Source organism: Novosphingobium sp. (assembly GCF_965228995.1).
Taxonomy (GTDB): Bacteria; Pseudomonadota; Alphaproteobacteria; order Sphingomonadales; family Sphingomonadaceae; genus Novosphingobium.
In genome coordinates this window covers 2,785,622-2,804,440 of record NZ_OZ245852.1, presented here as the reverse complement: position 1 = coordinate 2,804,440, position 18,819 = coordinate 2,785,622, and the positions used below count along the sequence as shown (strand labels likewise).

Annotated in this window: 14 protein-coding genes; 9 read left to right on the top strand and 5 right to left on the bottom strand. The window is 63.8% G+C overall.

The genetic code is table 11. The features are described 5' to 3' along the window. Positions 1-38: 38 nt before the first annotated feature. Positions 39-1,037, bottom strand: coding sequence for a threonine ammonia-lyase (locus ACO056_RS12785; RefSeq protein ID WP_421847295.1), 999 nt, complete (start codon positions 1,035-1,037; stop codon positions 39-41). A gap of 70 nt (positions 1,038-1,107) precedes the next feature. On the opposite strand from ACO056_RS12785, the gene ACO056_RS12780 reads away from it, so the two are divergent. After that, positions 1,108-2,313: a saccharopine dehydrogenase family protein gene (locus ACO056_RS12780; protein WP_421847293.1), complete on the top strand. Its 1,206-nt coding sequence runs from the start codon at positions 1,108-1,110 to the stop codon at positions 2,311-2,313. Between the two features lie 30 nt (positions 2,314-2,343). On the opposite strand, the gene ACO056_RS12775 is transcribed toward ACO056_RS12780, so the two are convergent. Then, complete coding sequence (locus tag ACO056_RS12775; protein WP_421847291.1) at positions 2,344-2,634, bottom strand: hypothetical protein; 291 nt, start codon at positions 2,632-2,634, stop codon at positions 2,344-2,346. A 98-nt stretch (positions 2,635-2,732) separates the two neighbouring features. On the opposite strand from ACO056_RS12775, the gene ACO056_RS12770 reads away from it, so the two are divergent. The 4 genes from ACO056_RS12770 to ACO056_RS12755 all read left to right on the top strand — a co-directional run bounded on the left by ACO056_RS12770 (position 2,733) and on the right by ACO056_RS12755 (position 9,895). Continuing rightward, positions 2,733-3,929: a carboxynorspermidine decarboxylase gene (locus tag ACO056_RS12770; RefSeq protein ID WP_421847289.1), complete on the top strand. Its 1,197-nt coding sequence runs from the start codon at positions 2,733-2,735 to the stop codon at positions 3,927-3,929. A gap of 52 nt (positions 3,930-3,981) precedes the next feature. Then, on the top strand, positions 3,982-5,208 hold the full coding sequence (locus ACO056_RS12765) for a serine hydrolase domain-containing protein (protein ID WP_421847287.1): 1,227 nt from the start codon (positions 3,982-3,984) through the stop codon (positions 5,206-5,208). Between the two features lie 173 nt (positions 5,209-5,381). After that, entirely contained in the window at positions 5,382-6,605 is a 1,224-nt protein-coding gene (locus ACO056_RS12760) for a type III PLP-dependent enzyme (RefSeq protein ID WP_421847285.1), read from the top strand. Positions 6,606-6,871: 266 nt separating this feature from the next. Then, positions 6,872-9,895 (top strand): TonB-dependent receptor domain-containing protein, encoded by a 3,024-nt coding sequence (locus ACO056_RS12755; RefSeq protein ID WP_421847283.1) that lies wholly within the window; start codon positions 6,872-6,874, stop codon positions 9,893-9,895. 65 nt (positions 9,896-9,960) lie between these two features. Here the strand turns inward: ACO056_RS12755 and hemA are convergent, their stop codons facing one another. The 3 genes from hemA to murI form a co-directional block, all read right to left on the bottom strand. Further along, entirely contained in the window at positions 9,961-11,181 is a 1,221-nt protein-coding gene (hemA, locus tag ACO056_RS12750; RefSeq protein WP_421847281.1) for a 5-aminolevulinate synthase, read from the bottom strand. Positions 11,182-11,361: 180 nt separating this feature from the next. After that, positions 11,362-12,303, bottom strand: coding sequence for a hypothetical protein (locus tag ACO056_RS12745; RefSeq protein WP_421847279.1), 942 nt, complete (start codon positions 12,301-12,303; stop codon positions 11,362-11,364). A gap of 26 nt (positions 12,304-12,329) precedes the next feature. Next, positions 12,330-13,148 carry a glutamate racemase gene (gene murI / locus ACO056_RS12740; protein ID WP_421847277.1) on the bottom strand — a complete coding sequence of 273 codons (819 nt, stop codon included), beginning with the start codon at positions 13,146-13,148 and terminating at the stop codon, positions 12,330-12,332. A gap of 82 nt (positions 13,149-13,230) precedes the next feature. Here murI and plsY point away from each other — a divergent pair, with 82 nt between their 5' ends. From plsY to topA, 4 genes are all read left to right on the top strand, one after another. Continuing rightward, the gene (gene plsY, locus ACO056_RS12735; RefSeq protein WP_421847275.1) at positions 13,231-13,827 is read left to right on the top strand and encodes a glycerol-3-phosphate 1-O-acyltransferase PlsY; all 597 of its coding nucleotides are present in this window, start codon (positions 13,231-13,233) and stop codon (positions 13,825-13,827) included. Beyond that, positions 13,824-14,981, top strand: coding sequence for a DNA-processing protein DprA (gene dprA / locus ACO056_RS12730; RefSeq protein ID WP_421847273.1), 1,158 nt, complete (start codon positions 13,824-13,826; stop codon positions 14,979-14,981). The genes plsY and dprA overlap by 4 nt, the downstream gene beginning before the upstream one ends. A gap of 221 nt (positions 14,982-15,202) precedes the next feature. Then, positions 15,203-16,090 (top strand): hypothetical protein, encoded by an 888-nt coding sequence (locus tag ACO056_RS12725; RefSeq protein ID WP_421847271.1) that lies wholly within the window; start codon positions 15,203-15,205, stop codon positions 16,088-16,090. A 122-nt stretch (positions 16,091-16,212) separates the two neighbouring features. Next, positions 16,213-18,804 (top strand): type I DNA topoisomerase, encoded by a 2,592-nt coding sequence (gene topA / locus ACO056_RS12720; protein ID WP_421847269.1) that lies wholly within the window; start codon positions 16,213-16,215, stop codon positions 18,802-18,804. Positions 18,805-18,819 lie beyond the last annotated feature (15 nt).

Sequence of the window (18,819 nt, the reverse complement as noted above, 5' to 3'; positions counted from 1 at the left end):
TTGTGAACAGTGCAATTTCCGGTGTCAATCGCTGCCGGTCAGGCGTCCGCTATGACCCTGGCGAAGGCTGCGGGGTCAACATTGCCGCCAGAGAGGATGAGGGCGGTTCGTCCGTCCACCGGGACCTTGCCCGCGAGCACCGCAGCAAGCGCTGCCGCGCCGCCTGGCTCGACGACCAGCCGCAGCCTGGCAAAAGCATAAACCTGCGCACACCGCACTTCGGCCTCGCTTACCGCCACGCCCCGCATCCCGCGTGCGCTCATGACGGCAAAGTTGATCGGAAAAGTCGCCATGGTCTGCAAGGCATCGCAAGCCGTGGGCGGCGGATTTGCGCCGATCCCGACGATCGCGCCGCCCGCCAGGCTGCGTGTGACGTCATCCCAGCCTTCAGGTTCGACCGGCACGATCTCCGCTTCGGGACAGGCCAGCGCCAGCCCTGAAGCCAGTCCGCCGCCGCCGCAGGGCGTCACGATCCGCGTCGGACTGCCGCTGGCAAAGCAATCCATCTGGCCGGCAAGTTCGATCCCGGCGCTGCCTTGCCCCTCGATAACCCACGGATCACCATAGGCATGGACCAGCACGCGACCCTCAGCCACGCAGATCTCCGCGGCGATGGCGTCGCGTGACTGGGTCAGGCGCTCATAGAGCACGACCTCGGCTCCCAACCGGCGCGTCTCCGCAAGTTTCACTGCGGGCGCATCCGCAGGCATCACGATCGTCGCGGCAATGCCGAGCCGGTGTGCTGCCCATGCGACGCCTTGCGCATGGTTTCCGCTCGAAACAGCAACGACGCCCCGCGCGCGTTCTGCCTCTGACATATCGGTCAACCGGTGCCACGCCCCGCGGATCTTGAACGCGCCGACGGGCTGCAGGCATTCCGTCTTGCACCAGACGGTGCCGCCGTCCGGCAGTTCGAGCGGCAGCAGCGGAGTTGTCGGCAGCAAGGCAGCCATCTTGGCCGCCGCGCGGAGCACGCCTTCGCGGGTGGGTTCACGGACTGAAGGTGCAGGGCTGATTTCGGGACTTGGGTTTGTCATGCCCATACCCTAAAGGCGCTGCTTTCAATGCGCCAGTACGGCTGCGCGCCAATGCGAATGGAGTTCCCTCATGGCCAAGGTCCTAGTCATCGGCGCAGGCGGCGTCGGCTCGGTTGCCGTTCACAAGATGGCGATGAACCCTGATATCTTCAGCGAAGTCGCGCTCGCCAGCCGCACGCTTGCCAAGTGCGATGCCATCGCCGCCTCGGTGAAGCAGCGCACCGGCCGCGATGTCGCGACCTATCAGCTCGATGCCGATGACGTCACCGCCACCACTGCGCTGCTGAACGAGCTGCGCCCCGCGCTCGTCGTCAATCTCGCGCTGCCCTATCAAGACCTCAATATCATGGAGGCGTGCCTCGCCGCCGGGGTCAACTACATGGACACCGCGAATTACGAGCCGATCGACGAGGCCAAGTTCGAATACAAGTGGCAGTGGGCCTATCAGGAGCGCTTCAAGGCCGCCGGCCTTACCGCGCTGCTCGGCTCGGGCTTCGATCCGGGCGTGACTTCGGTCTTCGCGACCTGGCTCAAGAAGCACAAGCTGGATACGATCCGCACGCTCGATATCCTCGATTGCAATGGCGGCGATCATGGCCAGCCGTTCGCGACCAACTTCAACCCGGAAATCAACATCCGCGAGATCACTGCCCCGGCGCGCCGCTGGGAGAAGGGCGAATGGGTTGAGACGCCCGCGCTCACGATCCGCCAGACCTTCGATTTCGAAGCCGTCGGCCCGAAGAACATGTACCTCATGTACCACGAGGAGCTCGAGAGCCTCGCGCATCACCTGCCCGAGATCGAGCGCATCCGTTTCTGGATGACCTTTGGCGATGCCTATATCACGCACCTGACTGTGCTGCAGAACGTGGGCATGACGCGGATCGATCCTGTCATGTACGAGGGCAAGGAGATCGTGCCGCTGCAGTTCCTCAAGGCCGTGCTTCCCGAACCCGCCAGCCTCGGCGCGCTCACCAAGGGCAAGACGAACATCGGCGATATCGCGACGGGCCTGAAGGACGGTGTCGAGAAGACCTTCTACATCTATAACATCTGCGATCACGAAGAGGCCTATGCCGAAACCGGCAACCAGGCGATCAGCTACACCACCGGCGTGCCGGCGATGATCGGCGCGGCGATGCTGGTCACCGGAACCTGGGGCGGGGCGGGCGTGTTCAACATCGAACAGTTCGATCCCGATCCCTATATGGACATGCTGAACAAGCACGGCCTGCCGTGGCAGGTGAAGGAGCTTGAGGGGCCGCTGGCGTTCTGACAATCACCCACAGCTCGGTGCGGGCGAGCGCTACAAGCCGCTGACGAAGACCATCGCAAGGCAAAATACCAAGGCCGCGCATTGCAGTGCCAGCATTCGCGCGGTCGCTGCCTTTTCGCCAGAGGTGGAGGTAAGCGCAAACACAGCGATCAGCGGAATTTGCAAAGCCACGCAGATTTGGAACAAATGGGCTGCGGTGCCCTCGTCGTTCAGGTTGCGTTCCCAGCCTGTGCCAAGGACGATGGTCAGAAGTGCAAGCGCGACGCCGGAAAGAACCAGCGGTCCGATTCCGCTAACGCTGTGGATTTGAGTTCTCGTCACTTTGTCCTCCCGCGAGGCGACTGTTTCGATTTATCATCGCTTGGCCCGGCCAGCCAAGTGGATTGTGCCATGGGTCATGCGAAATTCGAGGTGCGAAAATGGAAACCAGAGCCGGCGATCCGGGCGCTTTCGCCCACTTCGACCTCAGCCGCGTCGACAGCCCGGCCTTCGTGGTCGATGCCGCGAGGCTCAGACAGAATCTGAGCATTCTGGCCGATGTGCGTGATCGTGCTGGGATCAAGGTGCTCGCCGCGCTCAAGGCGTTCTCGATGTGGCGGGTCGCGCCGCTGATCGGCGAATACCTCGACGGCGTCTGCACTTCAGGCCTGTGGGAAGCGCGGCTTGCCGCTGATCATTACGCTGGCGAGATCGCGACGTATTGCGCTGCCTACAAGGCGGAAGACGTGCCCGAGATCCTCCAGCACTCTGATCATGTGATCTTCAATTCGCCCGGTCAGCACACCCGCTTTGCCGCCCAGATCGCGGCTGCGCGGGCAGCAGGTGAACCGTTCGACATCGGCCTTCGAATCAATCCCTTGCACGCAGAAGGTGAAGTGCCGCGCTATGATCCTTGCGCGCCGCATTCGCGCCTTGGCTTCCCTGTCGATCAGCTTCGCCCCGAACATCTCGAAGGTGTCTCGGGCCTGCATTTCCACACGCTTTGCGAGCAGGATTTCGAGCCCCTTGAGCGCACCTGGGCGGCGCTGAAACCCGTGATCGCGCCGTACTTCGGCCAGCTCAAGTGGCTCAACTTCGGCGGCGGCCACCATATCACCCGTGCTGATTACCAGCGCGATGAACTTGTCGCCTTCCTTGAGGCAGTTAAGGTCGAAACTGGCTGCGAGATCTACCTTGAACCCGGCGAAGCGGTTGCACTCGATGCCGGCATTCTCGTCGGCACCGTGCTGGACTCGCACTGGAACGGCATGAACCTTGGCATCACCGACATTTCCGCGACCTGCCACATGCCCGACGTGATCGAAGCGCCCTATCGTCCGGCCATGCTTGGCGAACTGCCGCTCGACGAATACGAGGACGGGGAAGGGGACGCTCCCGTCCGCCTCGGCGGCCCTTCGTGCCTCGCGGGTGACGTCATCGGCGACTACCGCAAGCACGGCCTCGCCGTGCCAGGCACCCGCTTCGCCTTCCTCGATCAGGCGCACTATTCGATGGTCAAGACCACGACCTTCAACGGCGTGCCGCTCCCCTCGATCTGGCTGTGGGATAGCGAGACCGACACGCTCGAATGCGTGAAGCGTTTTTCGTGGGAGGACTTTCGCGCCCGGCTTTCCTGACGCGCTTTCCTGAGGCAAGCTCTCCGCACAGAACACAAGGCGGAGAGATGGAATGGCGGAAGTGCAGCTCGATGGCGTGACCAGCGATCCGGTGCGAATGGGCTGGATGGTCGGCGCCCCGCCGCCGCCAGAAAAGCGCATCCTCGCCGCGCGCGCCGATCATATGCGCTTCCCGATGATCCGCTGGTCCTATTCGAACATGCGCAGCTATTGCCCTACTGCGCGTGTCGCCGCGAGCGGGGCGGGGGCGCCATTCCCCCGTGCCTTGAAGGAAGATCTCGGCGCGGTGCGCTTCACGCCGCTCGGCGCCGAAGCCGAGATCACATTTGAAGAAGCGCTCCTCGCCGCCTTCACCGACGGCATCCTCGTGCTCCACAAGGGCGAAGTGGTCTTCGAGCGCTGGTTCGGCGTGACTGGTCCGGAAACGCGCCACATCGCGTTCTCGGTCACCAAGAGCTTCGTCGGAACGCTGGTGCAGTTGCTGGTCGGGGAAGGGCAGATAGACCTTACCGCTCGGGTGGACAGTGTGATCCCTGAACTCGCCAGCAGCGGCTTCGGCAGCGCGACCATCGGCCAGGTCCTGCACATGACGACCGCGCTCGATTTCTCGGAGGAATACGGCAACCCCAACTCCGGGATCGGCGCGTACAGCGCCGCGCTCGGCCTCACCCCGCGCCCGGCGAGCTACACCGGCCCGCACAACTTGTGGGATTATCTGACCACGGTGCCGGGGGAGGGAGTGCACGGCGAAAAGTTCGTCTACCGCACGCCCAATACCGACGTGCTGGCGTGGATCATCACCCGCGTGACGGGCAAGCCCTTCACACAGGTCCTGTCCGAGCGCCTGTGGCAACCGCTTGGCATGCTGGGCGATGCGGATCTGATCGTCGACGAGGCCGGCGCGCCTTTCGCCGGCGGGGGGCTCAACTTGCGGCTCGAGGATCTGGCCCGGTTTGGCGAGGCGCTGCGCCTCGGCGGGCTTGGCGTGATTCCCGCGGAAGACGTCGAACGCATCCGGCAAGGCGGCGATCCGGAGCGATTCCACAAGTCAGCGTATCCGCTGCTGGGCGGGTGGAGCTATGGCAGCCAGTGGTGGCATGCGCACGATAACCACGGGTGCTTCAGCGCGCGGGGCATTCATGGACAGACACTGTGGATCGACCCTGTGGCGGAGATGGTCGTCGCACGATTCGCCTCGCATCCCACTGCGGCCAATGGCGCGAACGACCCGCACTCGCTCCCGGCATGGCGCGCGCTCGCGCAAGCGCTGATGGCTTAAGGATTTCTGCGCTTCGCCCCGAAAATGTTTCACCTTTGTGACATCAACGTGAGGTGCCCATTTTTTCACTTGATGTTCAGGGCGGGGGGGCTATTTACCCCCTCGCTGCCCCATGGGGACTTCCAAACCGCAAGGCAGCTTTGTCTCAATTTTCCGTTTGGGGGTCCCTTGAGTTGCACATCCATCCTGACGCATTGGCTGTAGCGGGCGCCTTCGCGCCTGATCAACCCGCCATTCTGAACCGTCCGCACGCTGCGGCGCGTGCTGCCCGATTCTTCGTCGAGAAGTTTCCGGGGCGCTCGCTCTATGCGGTCAAGGCCAACCCGTCGCCGGAATTGCTCCGCGTGCTGTGGGATGCCGGGATCACGCATTATGACGTGGCCTCGGTTGCCGAGGTGCGCATGGCGCGGGCCACGCTGCCCGAAGCCACGCTGTGCTTCATGCATCCGGTCAAGACGCCCAGCGCGATCACCGAAGCGTATCGTGACCATGGCGTGCGCGTGTTCAGCCTCGATTCGATCGAGGAACTGGAAAAGATCCGCGAAGCGACCACGACTGCCAATGGCGGCGTGCTGCCCGAGGATCTGACCCTGTGCGTGCGCCTGCGCGTCTCGTCGGAAGGTTCGGAGCTCAGCCTCGCCTCGAAGTTCGGGTGCGATCTCACGGGCGCAGGCGAACTTCTTCAGGCCACGCGTCAGGTCGCCGATTCGCTCGGCGTCTGCTTCCATGTCGGCAGCCAGTCGATGAGCCCGCACGCCTATGTCCAGGCGCTCGAGCGCGTTCGTGCGGCGATTGTCGATGCGGCCGTCACGGTTGACATCATCGATGTCGGCGGCGGCTTCCCATCGATCTACCCGGGCATGGAACCGCCGCCGCTCGAAGATTACTTCGGCGTGATCGATCGCACCTATGAATCGCTGCCGGTCTCGTACTCGGCCGAACTGTGGTGCGAACCGGGCCGCGCGCTGTGCGCCGAGTATAACTCGATGATCGTGCGCGTCGAACGGCGCCGCGGCACCGAGCTCTACATCAACGACGGCGCCTATGGTGCGCTGTTCGATGCCGCGCATGTGGGCTGGCGCTTCCCGGTCCGTGTGCTGCGTGAGGGCGCCGCGAACGAGGACAGCGAGATCGAGCTCGAGCCCTTCAGCTTCTGGGGCCCGACCTGCGATGATATGGACCACATGGAAGGGCCCTTCGCGCTTCCGGCGGACATCAAGGTGGGCGATTTCATCGAAATCGGCATGCTCGGCGCCTATGGCGCGGCGATGAAGACGGCGTTCAACGGCTTTGGCGCAACCGACGTCTTTGAAGTGGCGGATGAGCCGATGGCCAGCCAGTACCGCGGTGACCGCCGCGATCCGCGCGTTTCGGACAACGTGGTCTCGCTGCGCTGAGAGATAACAAGCACCGGGCCAAATCCGGGTCGCAAAAGAAAGGCCCCGCGAGCAATCGCGGGGCCTTTCATTTTTTCTCTTCATCCACCTTGAACCGCTAATATCCTGCATTAACGTGTTGCCTAAAAACGACATAATACAACCAAATTGGATACATGCCCACATTGGCAGGAACACAATGAGGTAGATTCGCATAACTTCTGACGAGATGCGTTCTGTCTGGAGTTATCGCTATGGTTGCTAAACGCTTGCTCGGTTCTTCCTGCATGGCAGCTATCCTTTGTGGTACCGCCTTTGCGGCGCCAATTGCCCATGCGCAGGATGCGCAGCCGTCTACCGCGCCTGCGGCTGAGGCACCCGGCAAGGATTCCGAAGATATCGTTGTTACCGGCTCGCGCATCCGGCGTCCTTCGACCGACAATGCCCAGCCCACGGCGGTGATTGACGCCCGCCTGATAGAAAATCGTGGCTACACCAGCGTGAGCGACGCTATCAATCAGCTGCCCGGCTTCGGGATCGCCGATGCGTCGGCAATCGGTGATCAGGGCAATGGCTTCGGGGTCGGTCAGGCTTTCGTCAATCTCTATGATCTTGGCTCGCAGCGCACGCTGACGCTCGTCAACGGCCGCCGGTTCGTTGGTGCGAACCCGGCCTCGATCTTCTCACAGGCGGGCGGCGGTTCGCAGGTCGATCTCAACACGATTCCGACCAAGCTGATCGAGCGCGTTGATGTGGTCTCGATCGGCGGCGCGCCGATCTATGGCGCAGATGCGATCGCCGGCACGGTCAACATCGTGCTCAAGCGCAATTATGAAGGCATCGATCTCGATGCCCAGGCCGGAATCAGCCAGCAGGGTGATCTGGCCAATCAGCGCGTGCGGGGCCTCTTTGGCAAGAATTTTGCCGATGGGCGCGGCAACATCACTCTGAACGCTGAATATGCCCACGATGATGGCCTGCTCGGCAATCAGCGTGACGTGATCCGGCAGCAGTACGGTTTTATTGCGCCGCTCGATCCGAACTCGCCCTTCCAGCAGGTCCTTATCCGCAATCAGCGTACCTTCCTCGGCGTGCCCGGCGGCAACCCTTACTTCATCGACCGCGGTACGATCGGCCCGTCGCGCAGTGTTGTCGATGCTGCGGGCAATTTCGTGCGCTTCGGCCCCGACGGCAATCTCGTGCCGTTCAACACCGGCACGCCGACCAACGATCCGACGACTTTCATCGGTGGCGATTCCCTGAACTTCGCCAACATCACAAACTTGCGCGTGCGCAGTGACCGGTTCAACCTCACCGGCCTTTTGAACTATGAGGTGACCGATGGTATCCGTGCCTTCGCCGAAGGTTGGTACTCGCGCAACACCGCGACCAACCTCGCTGGTCAGCCGGTCTATAACACCGCCTTCTTCAGGCAGGCCGACCCGGGGAACTTCGATGTAAACGGCAACTTCATCATCAAGCTCAACAATCCGTTCCTTACGTCGCAGGCACGAGAGCTCATTCGCCAGAACCTCATCGCCAATGGACGTCCGGCAACGGACAACGACGTGTTCTACCTTGGCCGCGCGAACACCGATCTGGTGACCGGCGTTGCAAGCCTGAAGCAGGACCTTTTCCGCGTTGTCGGTGGGCTCACGGGGGATTTCCACGCGTTCGGCAACAACTTCACATGGGAAGTCTCGGGCAACTACGGGCGCACGGTCAGTACCTCTTCGACTCCGACACTGGTTGAACCCAACTTGCGCCGCGCGCTTAATGTCGGCCGCGATGCCAGCGGGAATATCGTCTGCTTGCCGTTCAACCCCGATCCGGCGGATCCGACCTCGCCGCCCAATACGCCGGCCTACTCCGGCACGATTTCACAGACTTGCGCCCCGCTCAACCTCTTCGGCGTGGGCGCCCCGAGCCAGGCTGCGCGTGATTACGTGACGACCATCGCCAAGACCCGCGCGATTACTTCCCAGCGCGATTTCCTCGCGACTGTGACCGGCTCGCTGTTCGATCTGCCCGGGGGCAAACTGGGTGTATCGCTTGGCTATGAAAACCGCCGCGAGTACTCGGAGTTCGATCCGGATGCGTTCTATCGGCAGGCGCTCGGTCGCTCGATTCCGATCCTCGGGCTTTCGGGCAGCTACACCACTAATGAGGTATTCGGCGAAATCCGTGCGCCGCTGATCGGGCCGAACCAGGATATCCCGCTGGTCAATGAGCTCGAAGTCAACGCAGCTGGCCGCTATGTTCATAACTCGATCAATGGCGGTGCCGTCACGTGGACGGCAGGCGGGCGCTGGTCGGTGGTGCCGGGCTTCGCAATCCGCGGCAACTATACCCGCGCGATCCGTGCCCCTGCCGTTACCGAGCTGTTCGTAGCCAATCAGCCAGCTTTCGATGGTGGCTACGATCCGTGCGACCAGCAAAACCTGAACAGCGGTCCCAACCCGGCCGTTCGCCAGAAGAACTGCGCCGCTGCAGGGTTGCCGACCGATTTCAGTTCGCTGATCAACTCGGTCACTGTTCCGATCAACGTCATCGGCAATCGCAACCTGCGCAACGAAGCCGCTCGCTCGTGGACTGTCGGTGCCGTTGTGGAGCCGCGCTTCCTGCGCGGGTTCTCACTTGCTGCGGATTATGTCAGCGTCGATCTGGCAGATACGATTGTGTCATCCTCGGCCAAGGATGTGTTGCAGGGCTGCTATGACTCAACCTCCTATCCGAACAACTACTACTGCGGTCTGATCAAGCGTGACACCAGCGCCGACAACTTCGGTCAGGTGCTCACGCTCGATGAGCCGTACATCAACCAGGGTGGCCGGACCTACCGGGCGGTCGAGGCGACGCTTGGATATCGCACGCAGCTCGGGAAAATCGGCCACCTGACGGTCGATGCCACCTACCAGCACATCATCAAGTCCTACACGGTGATCAGCGCCGACTCCGGCGCCACACAACAGCGTGGTGGTATCGGCAATAACGTTGATCGTGCCAACGTCAGCGCCACGCTTGAGAGCGGTCCGTTCACCTGGTTCAATCAGGTGCTCTATATCGGCCCTGCTCAGTTCGATCCGGCCGAGGCGCCGGGCACGCGCGATGTCATGGGTATTGGCAGCTATGTATCGTGGAACACGGGCGTAGTAATTCGTATGAAGAACGCTTTCGAGTTCCGCATCAACGTTAATAATGTGACCAACCGTGGCATTCCCTATCCCGCGGCGGGCAATGCATCGCAGAACCTCTACAACGATGGCCTGGTCGGGCGATCGTTCCTGGTGGGCGCCGGCGTCCACTTCTGAGAGCATGAAAAAAGGGCGGCGCTCCCTCGGAGGGAGCGCCGCCCTTTGCACTTTCGGCTAAAAGCTCAGGCGGCCTTGCGCATGTCCAGTTCGAGCCGGTTCCAGATCTCGACCAGCGCGTCCGTCAGTTCGATCATCATCGGCTCGGTATGTGCCGGGCCAGGCGTGAAGCGCAGCCGCTCGGTGCCGCGCGGCACGGTCGGATAGTTGATCGGCTGCACATAGACGCCATATTCGGCCAGCAGAATGTCGCTGACCTTCTTGGCGCGGACCGGATCGCCCACCATCAGCGGCACGATGTGCGTGGTCGAGGGCATCACGGGCAGGCCAGCGTCGGCGAAGGCCTTCTTGAGGAACGCGGCGGCGGCCTGCTGGCCTTCGCGCTCGACGCTCGAGGCCTTGAGGTGGCGCACTGCTGCGAGGACACCGGCGGCCAGCACGGGCGAGAGCGAGGTGGTGAAGATGAAGCCCGGCGCATAGCTGCGAATCACGTCAATGATCCGCGAGTCTGCCGCGATATAGCCGCCCATCACGCCGAACGCCTTGCCCAGCGTGCCCTCGATGATATCGATGCGGTGCGCGGCCTCGTCACGCTCCGAAATGCCGCCGCCGCGCGCACCGTACATGCCCACGGCATGGACTTCGTCGATGTAGGTGAGGGCGTTGTACTTTTCGGCTAGATCGCAGATCGCGTGGATCGGGGCTACGTCACCGTCCATCGAATAGACGCTTTCAAAGGCGATCAGCCGGGGCAGCGCGGGGTCGCACTCGGCCAGCAGTTCCTCGAGATGCGCCACATCATTGTGGCGGAACACACGCTTTTCCGCGCCCGAATTGCGGATGCCCGCGATCATGCTGGCGTGGTTGAGTTCGTCCGAAAAGATCACGCAGCCCGGCAGGATCTTGGCGAGCGTGGAAAGCGTGGCATCGTTCGAGACATAGCCGCTGGTAAACAGCAGCGCGCCCTGCTTGCCGTGCAAGTCGGCGAGTTCGGCTTCAAGATCGACGTGGTAGTGGGTGTTGCCGCCAATGTTTCGCGTGCCGCCCGAACCCGCGCCCACATCGTGCAGCGCTTCTTCCATCGCGCCGATGACCTTGGGGTGCTGCCCCATTGCGAGATAGTCGTTCGAGCACCAGACGGTGATCGGCTTGGGGCCATTGTGCCCGGCAAAGCAGCGCGCGTTGGGATAGGCGCCCTTGTTGCGAAGAATGTCGATGAAGACGCGGTAACGACCTTCGGTATGCAGACGCTCGATCGCGGAATCGAAAACCTGATCGTAATTCACCCGCGGCTCCCTATGAACCAGTTGTCACGCACATGTGCGCATCGCGCGCAATCAAACCTGTCTTGATGAGCCGATCAGCCCGGTTTCGGGCAGTCCGCCTCACAAAGCGAGCGGCGCTTTACGCCCCTTGTTGCGCCAATGCCAGCGGCATTTCGGTCATATTCCGCGCCTGAAGCAGTCCTATCGGGCCAAATTGCGCGCATGCTGAGGCGGCTGGCTGGCTGGGGCCGGAGCAAAGCGCGGACCCTGCGCCTGATCCTTCAGCCAGCCATAATCGTGGGCGTAGACCAGTATCAGTCCCGGCTCACGCTCCTTGAGCCGCGCCAGGCCCTTGATCCACGCCATGGTGGCGGCGCGGTCCTCGTGGCCAAGCCATTCCGCTGCATAGCGCGAACGCGGCCGCAGCCAATCGACGTTGCGCCGCATCGGGGCTGAATCGCCGGCAAAGAGATATTCGCGGCCATCCTGCAGCCGCACGTAGATCATCTGCGTTCCGTCGAGATGCCCCTGGGTCCGGGCCACCGCAACGCCGGGGGCAATCGCAGCATAGCCGGCGGGATTGGCAAGCGCGGCGGGTTCCACGCCAAGCGACTTCATCAGGGCCGGGGCAAGCGCCCTGATCGACTCGAGCTGCCGGGTATTGCCGATCACCTTTCCGGCAATCTCCGGATCGGCGGGCAGCAGGGCGATGAGTCCGCCGACATGATCGATTTCCTCGCTGGTGAAAATGATCCGCCGCGCCGCACGCAGCCAGTTGTCGACCGTCGCCTGAATTTCAGGATGATAGTTCTTGTAGCCGGTTGCCATGGCCTGGTCTTCGGTGAGGCCCGAATTGATGATGGTATCTCCGCCCGGCGTGATGAGGCGCCAGACGAACACACCGGTCTTCTCGCTTCTGAGCCCGCCGCCCGCGACCAGCAATGTCCCGGGCTCGCTATCGGTTGCGATCGCGGCATATTCGATGGCAACCGGGCGGGAGCCGGCTTCGCTTTCCGCCAGTGAGCGCAGGCGGGCAATATCGATATCCCGGGGCGCGACCGACGTTGGGCCCGGATCCATCAGAAGCCAGTAATATGGCACCGCTAGGATCACGATCAACAGCAAGGCAATCCGGGTGAACATGGCTGCGCTCGATATCCTCGTTCCGGTCAGAACACCAGTCGCCGGGTGATGCCATAGCGCGCGAGCGCGGGCATCAATTTCTCGTCGACCGGATCATCCTTGGTGAACAGCGCAAGATCGCCCCCGGCGTTGCGCGCCCAGGGTTGCCCTTCGGTGAGAAACGCGATGCGCCGGGCGATTCCGTCTGAACCGTCGACAAAGCGCACGCCGGGCCCGAACGCTCCGGCCAGTTCGCCTTCAAGCAGCGGGAAGTGCGTGCAGGCAAGCACTACGGTGTCGATGCGCTCGCCATCCGGCATTGCGCGCAGCGCTGCCGCGGCCCGGGCAAAGACCGCCGGATCGACCGGCTCACCGCGCAGTTTGGCCTCGGCTGCTGCGACGAGTTCGGGCGCGCCATGGCGCAGCAGGCGCTTGTCTGCCGCAAACTCGGCCTCTAGCCGGTCGACATAGCCCTGCCGGATCGTCGCCTCGGTGCCGAGCAGGCCGATCACGCCGGTCTGCGTGATCGCCGCCGCCGGCTTGATCGCGGGCACTGTGCCGACAATCGGCACTTCCAGCACTTCGCGCACCGAAGCGAGCGCGATCGTGCTGGCGGTATTGCAGGCAATGCAGACGAGGCGCGGGCGATAGCGCTCGGTCAGCCGGCCGAGCAGGCCCGAAACGCGCGCCGCGATCTGCGCCTCGGTCTTGCTGCCGTAGGGCAGGCCGGCGTTGTCGGAGACATACATGACCGGGGCCTCGGGCAGGACCTGCCTCACCTTGCCGAGCACCGAAAGCCCGCCAACACCGGAATCGAACAGCAGGATCGGGGCGGCAGGATCGCCGGAAGCGGGCTCAGCGGTCATCGGATGCCCTTCTATCGGGAACGGCGGCAAAAAGGAAAGCATGCCTCTCCCCTTTGTGCCCGGTGGCGGTTAAGACTGGGGGATGAGCTTTGCCTTCGCCCCCACTTCCGCCGTGATCGCTGCGGCCTATCTGCTCGGTTCGGTCCCCTTCGGCCTGCTGCTCACTCGCCTGTTCGGCGCCGGCGATCTGCGCTCGATCGGTTCGGGCAATATCGGCGCGACCAATGTTCTGCGCACCGGTCGCAAGGGGCTTGCGGCGGCCACGCTGCTGCTCGATCTGGCCAAAGGTGCGGCAGCTGTGCTGCTGGCGCGCGCCCTGTTTCCGGGAACAGAGGCGCTGGCAGCCCTCGCGGCCGTGATCGGGCATTGCTTCCCGGTCTGGCTGCGCTTCAACGGCGGCAAGGGTGTCGCAACCACGATGGGCGTTTCGCTCGCGCTCGCCTGGCCGATCGGGCTGGCCTATGCGGTGGTCTGGATCGGCGTGCTTGCCGTGACGCGGATTTCATCGCTCGGCGGCCTCTGTGCGGTGATCGCCGCGCCGATCGCCGCGCTGCTCACCGGCCATGGCAGCTACGCTCCGGTCCTTGTGCTGCTGGCCCTGCTCGTCCTCTGGCTCCACCGCGCCAATATCGCCCGCCTGCGCGCCGGGACCGAGCCGCGCATCGGCCAGAAGGGATGAACCTCGCCGCGCCAGTGCTGTCTGCCGCCGACGTATTTGCGCGGGTGCGGCTGCTGCGTTCGCCCGGCATTGGCCCGGTCAGCTATTTCCAGCTCTTGCGCCGCTTTGGCTCGGCTGCCGCCGCACTCGATGCGCTGCCCGATCTCGCCGCGCGGGGCGGAGCGCGGTACCGCCCTGTGCCCGCCGAGCGCATCGAGGCCGAAATTGCCCGGCTGCATGCGGCAGGCGGGCAATACCTGTTCCACGATTCCCCCGCCTATCCGCGCCTTCTCGCCGCACTCGAAACGCCGCCCCCGGTGCTGACCTGGCGCGGCGATCTTGCGCTGCTGGGGCAGGGGGCGGTCGCGCTTGTCGGTGCGCGCAATGCCTCCGCCGGGGCCTGCCGCCTTGCTCGCGATTATGGTGCCGCCCTTGCCGCACGCGGCTATGCCGTCGTCTCCGGCCTTGCCCGTGGGATCGATGCCGCCGCGCATCGCGGCGCGCTGGCGGCGATGGGCCACGGCGGCGGCACCATCGGCGTGATCGCCAGCGGGATCGACGTGACCTACCCGCCCGACCATCTCGCCTTGCAGGAAGAAGTCGCCACGCGCGGCCTGCTGCTGGCCGAAATGCCCCCCGGTACCGAACCGCTCGCGCGGCACTTCCCGTTCCGCAACCGGATCATCGCAGGGCTCGCCGCGGGCACCGTGGTGGTTGAGGCCGCCCCCCGTTCGGGCTCGCTGATTACCGCGCGGCTTGCGGCTGAAGCGGGGCGTGAGGTCATGGCCGTCCCCGGCTCGCCGCTCGATAGCCGCTCGCGCGGGTGCAACGAACTGATCCGCGATGGTGCGGTCCTCGTGCAGTCGGCGGACGACATCACTGAACTGCTCGAACGGTTCGAAGGTCCCCGGGGCAGAAGCGGCCAACTTGTGCTGCGTGAGGCGCCGTGGAGCGCCGCGGACGGGGAGGAAACCGGCTTCGATTTCGCGCCCGGGGCCGAAGATGCCTCACCTGATATCGCCCAGCTCCTCGGCACCGCTCCTGTCGCGACCGACGAACTGATCCGCCAAAGCGGCGCGAGCGCGGGCGCCGTCCACATGGCCCTGATCGAGCTCGAACTCGCCGGCCGTCTCATCCGCCATGCGGGCGGCCGGGTGTCGCTCGCGCAGGGCTGAGGCTGGTCCGCCCAATTACCACCATTATGGTAATAATTGACGCCCTCCAGATTTACCATTTATGATCCGTTCCGGACCTCGCCAAGAGCGAGGCAAAGGGGGACAGGATAATGAAAAGCCATAAATCCATGGCCTTGGCGCTCGCCTTGGCCACGTTCGCATTGCCCGGTCTGGCTCACGCAGGTGACAGCGCGCAGGTTAAGATTTCAGGCAAAGAGGCCGTGAAAGGCGCCACGGGCGTCGCCGTTGCGGCTTTCAACGTCGGTTTCATTTTCGAATCGACCGATCAGACCAAGGCAACCGGCGGCCTCGTCGGCGCCTTTGGCGGCACGACCAAGGCCAAGTCCTCGCTCGTCGGCGTCACGCCGGAAATGATGCAGAAGATCGCCAATGCCGCCTATGCCGATTTCACCGCCAAGCTGGCGGCTTCGGGCCTCACGATCAAGGATAGCGCGAGCATGTTCGCCGCGCCCGAGATGGCCAAGCCCCACGGCCAGACCTCGCCGCTGGATATCGGGATCGCGCTTGAGAAGGGCAGCAAGGGCAAGGCGACATATGTGAAGCCCGCCGTGCTGCCGACGCTGATCATGGTCGCGGGCGATTTCCAGGGCAGCGGCTTTTCCAGCATGGGCCTCGCCATGGACGCGGGGCAGGCAGGCTATGCCCTCTCGCAATACGCCAAGGCCGCCGGCGTGCCGGTTGTCGATGTCACCTATCTCATCGACTTTTCCGATCAGAAGCGCCCCGGGGCATTCAGTTTCGGCGGGCTTGAGGTGAACGCCAATCTCTCGGTCGTGCCCGGCTACAGCCGCATGACCGTGTTCGGCCCCAACGGCAAGACGACGACCGTCACGCTCAGCCAGTCGGTTTCGGTCGATGGTGATTTCATCGACAAGCACGATGCTTCCAGCGGTACCTCCAAGACTACGCAGGCCGCCGCCAACGTCGCGGGCGGGATCATGGCTGCGATGGGCCACGGCGGCATGATGTTCGGCAAGACCCGCAAGTTCGAGTTCGACGCAAAGCCCGGGAATTACGAGGACGGCGCGGCCAAGGCGGCCGGTCTCGCCAACGATGTGCTGATCGGGCAGATCAACGCCTTGAAGTGACGGTATTCGTTCGGGACTGGACTTTCCTGAAATCCTGCGCAGAACGCGGGGCCTTGACGCGGGCCGTGAAGGGTCGCCACCCTCGCGCGTACGTGTAAGGCCAGGAAAGTCCGTCCCACCCCATGCAGCTTGTCATCGTCGAATCCCCGGCCAAGGCCAAGACCATCGAGAAGTATCTCGGTCCCGGCTTCAAGGTCCTCGCCTCATATGGCCACGTCCGCGATCTTCCCGTGAAGGACGGTTCGGTGCGCCCGGACGAGGACTTCGCGATGGACTGGGAGCTCTATGGCGACAAGGCGGCGCGGGTAAAGGCGATCGTCGATTCGGCCAAGACCGCTGATCGATTGATCCTCGCGACCGACCCTGACCGTGAGGGCGAGGCGATCTCGTGGCACGTGCGCGAGCTGCTGGCCAAACGCAAGGCGCTGCCCAGGGAAGTCGAACGCGTTACGTTCAACGCGATCACCAAGGCCACCGTCACCGAGGCGATGAAGCACCCGCGCGAGCTCGATCAGGATCTGATCGATGCCTATCTCGCCCGCCGCGCGCTCGATTACCTGTTCGGATTCACGCTTTCGCCCGTGCTCTGGCGCAAGCTGCCCGGTGCCAAGTCCGCCGGGCGCGTTCAGTCGGTCGCGCTGCGCCTGATTGTCGAGCGTGAGCGCGAAATCGAGGTTTTCAAGGCTCAGGAATACTGGTCGGTCGTCGCTTTGCTCGAACAGGGCGGCACGCCGTTCAAGGCCCGACTTGTCCGTTTCGAGGGCGAGAAGCTGGAGCGCCTCTCGTTAGGTAACGAAGGCATTGCCCTGCGCGCCAAGGCGCTGGTCGAGGCTGCCACCTTCCGCGTCGAGGAGGTCGAGACCCGGCCTAACCGCCGCAATCCCTATCCCCCGTTCACCACCTCCACGCTCCAGCAGGAAGCCGCGCGCAAGCTCGGCTTTTCTGCCAGCCACACCATGCGCGTGGCGCAGACGCTCTACGAAGCGGGTGCGATCACCTATATGCGTACCGACGGCGTGCAGATGGATTCCAGCGCAATCCAGGCCGCGCGCGCGGCGATCAGCACCCGTTATTCGGGGCACTACCTGCCTGAAAAGCCGCGTATTTACGAGACCAAGGCCAAGAACGCGCAGGAAGCCCACGAGGCGATCCGCCCCACCGACTTCAGCCATGACCGTTACGGTACGGGCGATGAAGCGCGGCTCTACGACCTCATCTACAAACGCGCGATGGCGAGCCAGATGGCCTCGGCACTGATCGAGCGCACGACCGTCACCTTGCGCGAAGGCACCGGCAAGCACGAGCTGCGGGCCACCGGGCAGGTCGTCAAGTTCCCCGGCTTCCTTGCGGTCTATGAAGAAGGGCGCGATCAGAAGGCTGACGGCGCCGAGGACGGCGAGGACGAGAGCAGCCTGCTTCCGATCATGAACACCGGCGATCTGCCCGCCAAGCGCGGGGTTGATGCCACGCAGCACTTCACCCAGCCGCCGCCGCGCTATTCCGAGGCGAGCCTGGTCAAGCGGCTGGAGGAGCTCGGCATCGGCCGTCCTTCGACCTACGCCGCCACGCTGCAGGTGCTGAAGGACCGCAACTACGTCCGCACCGAGAAGAACCGCTTCTTCGCCGAGGAAAGCGGACGTCTCCTCACGGCCTTCCTCGAACGCTTTTTCGAGCGTTACGTTGCGTATCAGTTCACCGCCGGCATGGAAGACGAGCTCGACGACGTCTCGGGCGGCCGCGCCGCGTGGAAGGCCGTGCTCGAAGCCTTCTGGCGCGATTTCAAGCCCAAGTCCGACGAGGTGATGGAGAAGAAACCGAGCGAGGTGACCGCCGAGCTCGACACTTTCCTCGAGGATTACCTCTTCCCCAAGCGTGAGGACGGTTCGGACCCGCGTCTGTGCCCCAAGTGCCAGGCTGGCCGCCTCTCGCTGCGCGGCGGGCGCTACGGCGCCTTCGTGGCCTGCTCGAACTATCCCGAGTGCAAGTTCACCCGCAAGTTCGCGCAAGGCGGCGGCGAGGGTGAGGGCGGTGAAGGCGAGGATGCGGGGCTGGGCAAGGATCCGGTCACCGGCCTTGAAGTCACCCGCCGCACCGGCCGCTTCGGGCCCTACATCCAGCTCGGCGATGGCAAGGAAGCCAAGCGCGCCTCGATCCCGAAGGACATTCCCGAGCTTGATCTGGAATGGGCGCTGAAGCTGCTGTCGCTTCCGCGCGAGATCGGTCCGCACCCTGAGACGGGCAAGATAATCACCGCAAGTATAGGTCGTTATGGCCCATACCTCGCGCATGATGGAAAGTACGGAAGACTTAAGTCGACGTCTGAAGTGTTCGAGACAGGCATGAACGCGGCCGTCGTCAAACTTGCCGAGGCCGCAGCCGGGGCAGGGGCGCGGGGCAGCCGTGCGGCTGCCGAACCGCTCAACACCTTCGGTGCGCATCCGACCTCTGGCGGCGAGATGAAGCTGCTTGCCGGCCGCTACGGTGCCTATGTCACCGATGGCACGACCAACGCCACGTTGCCCAAGGACGTCAAGCCCGAGGACCTGACGCTCGAACAGGCCATCGCGCTGATCGAAGCCCGCGCCGCCGCTGCGCCTGCCAAGGGCAAGAAGAAAGCGGCGCCGAAGAAGGCTGCCGCAAAGGCGCCTGCCAAGAAACCTGCCGCGAAAAAGGCACCGGCCAAGAAAGCCGTAGCGAAGAAATCCGCAACGTAACGCCCACAAGAACGC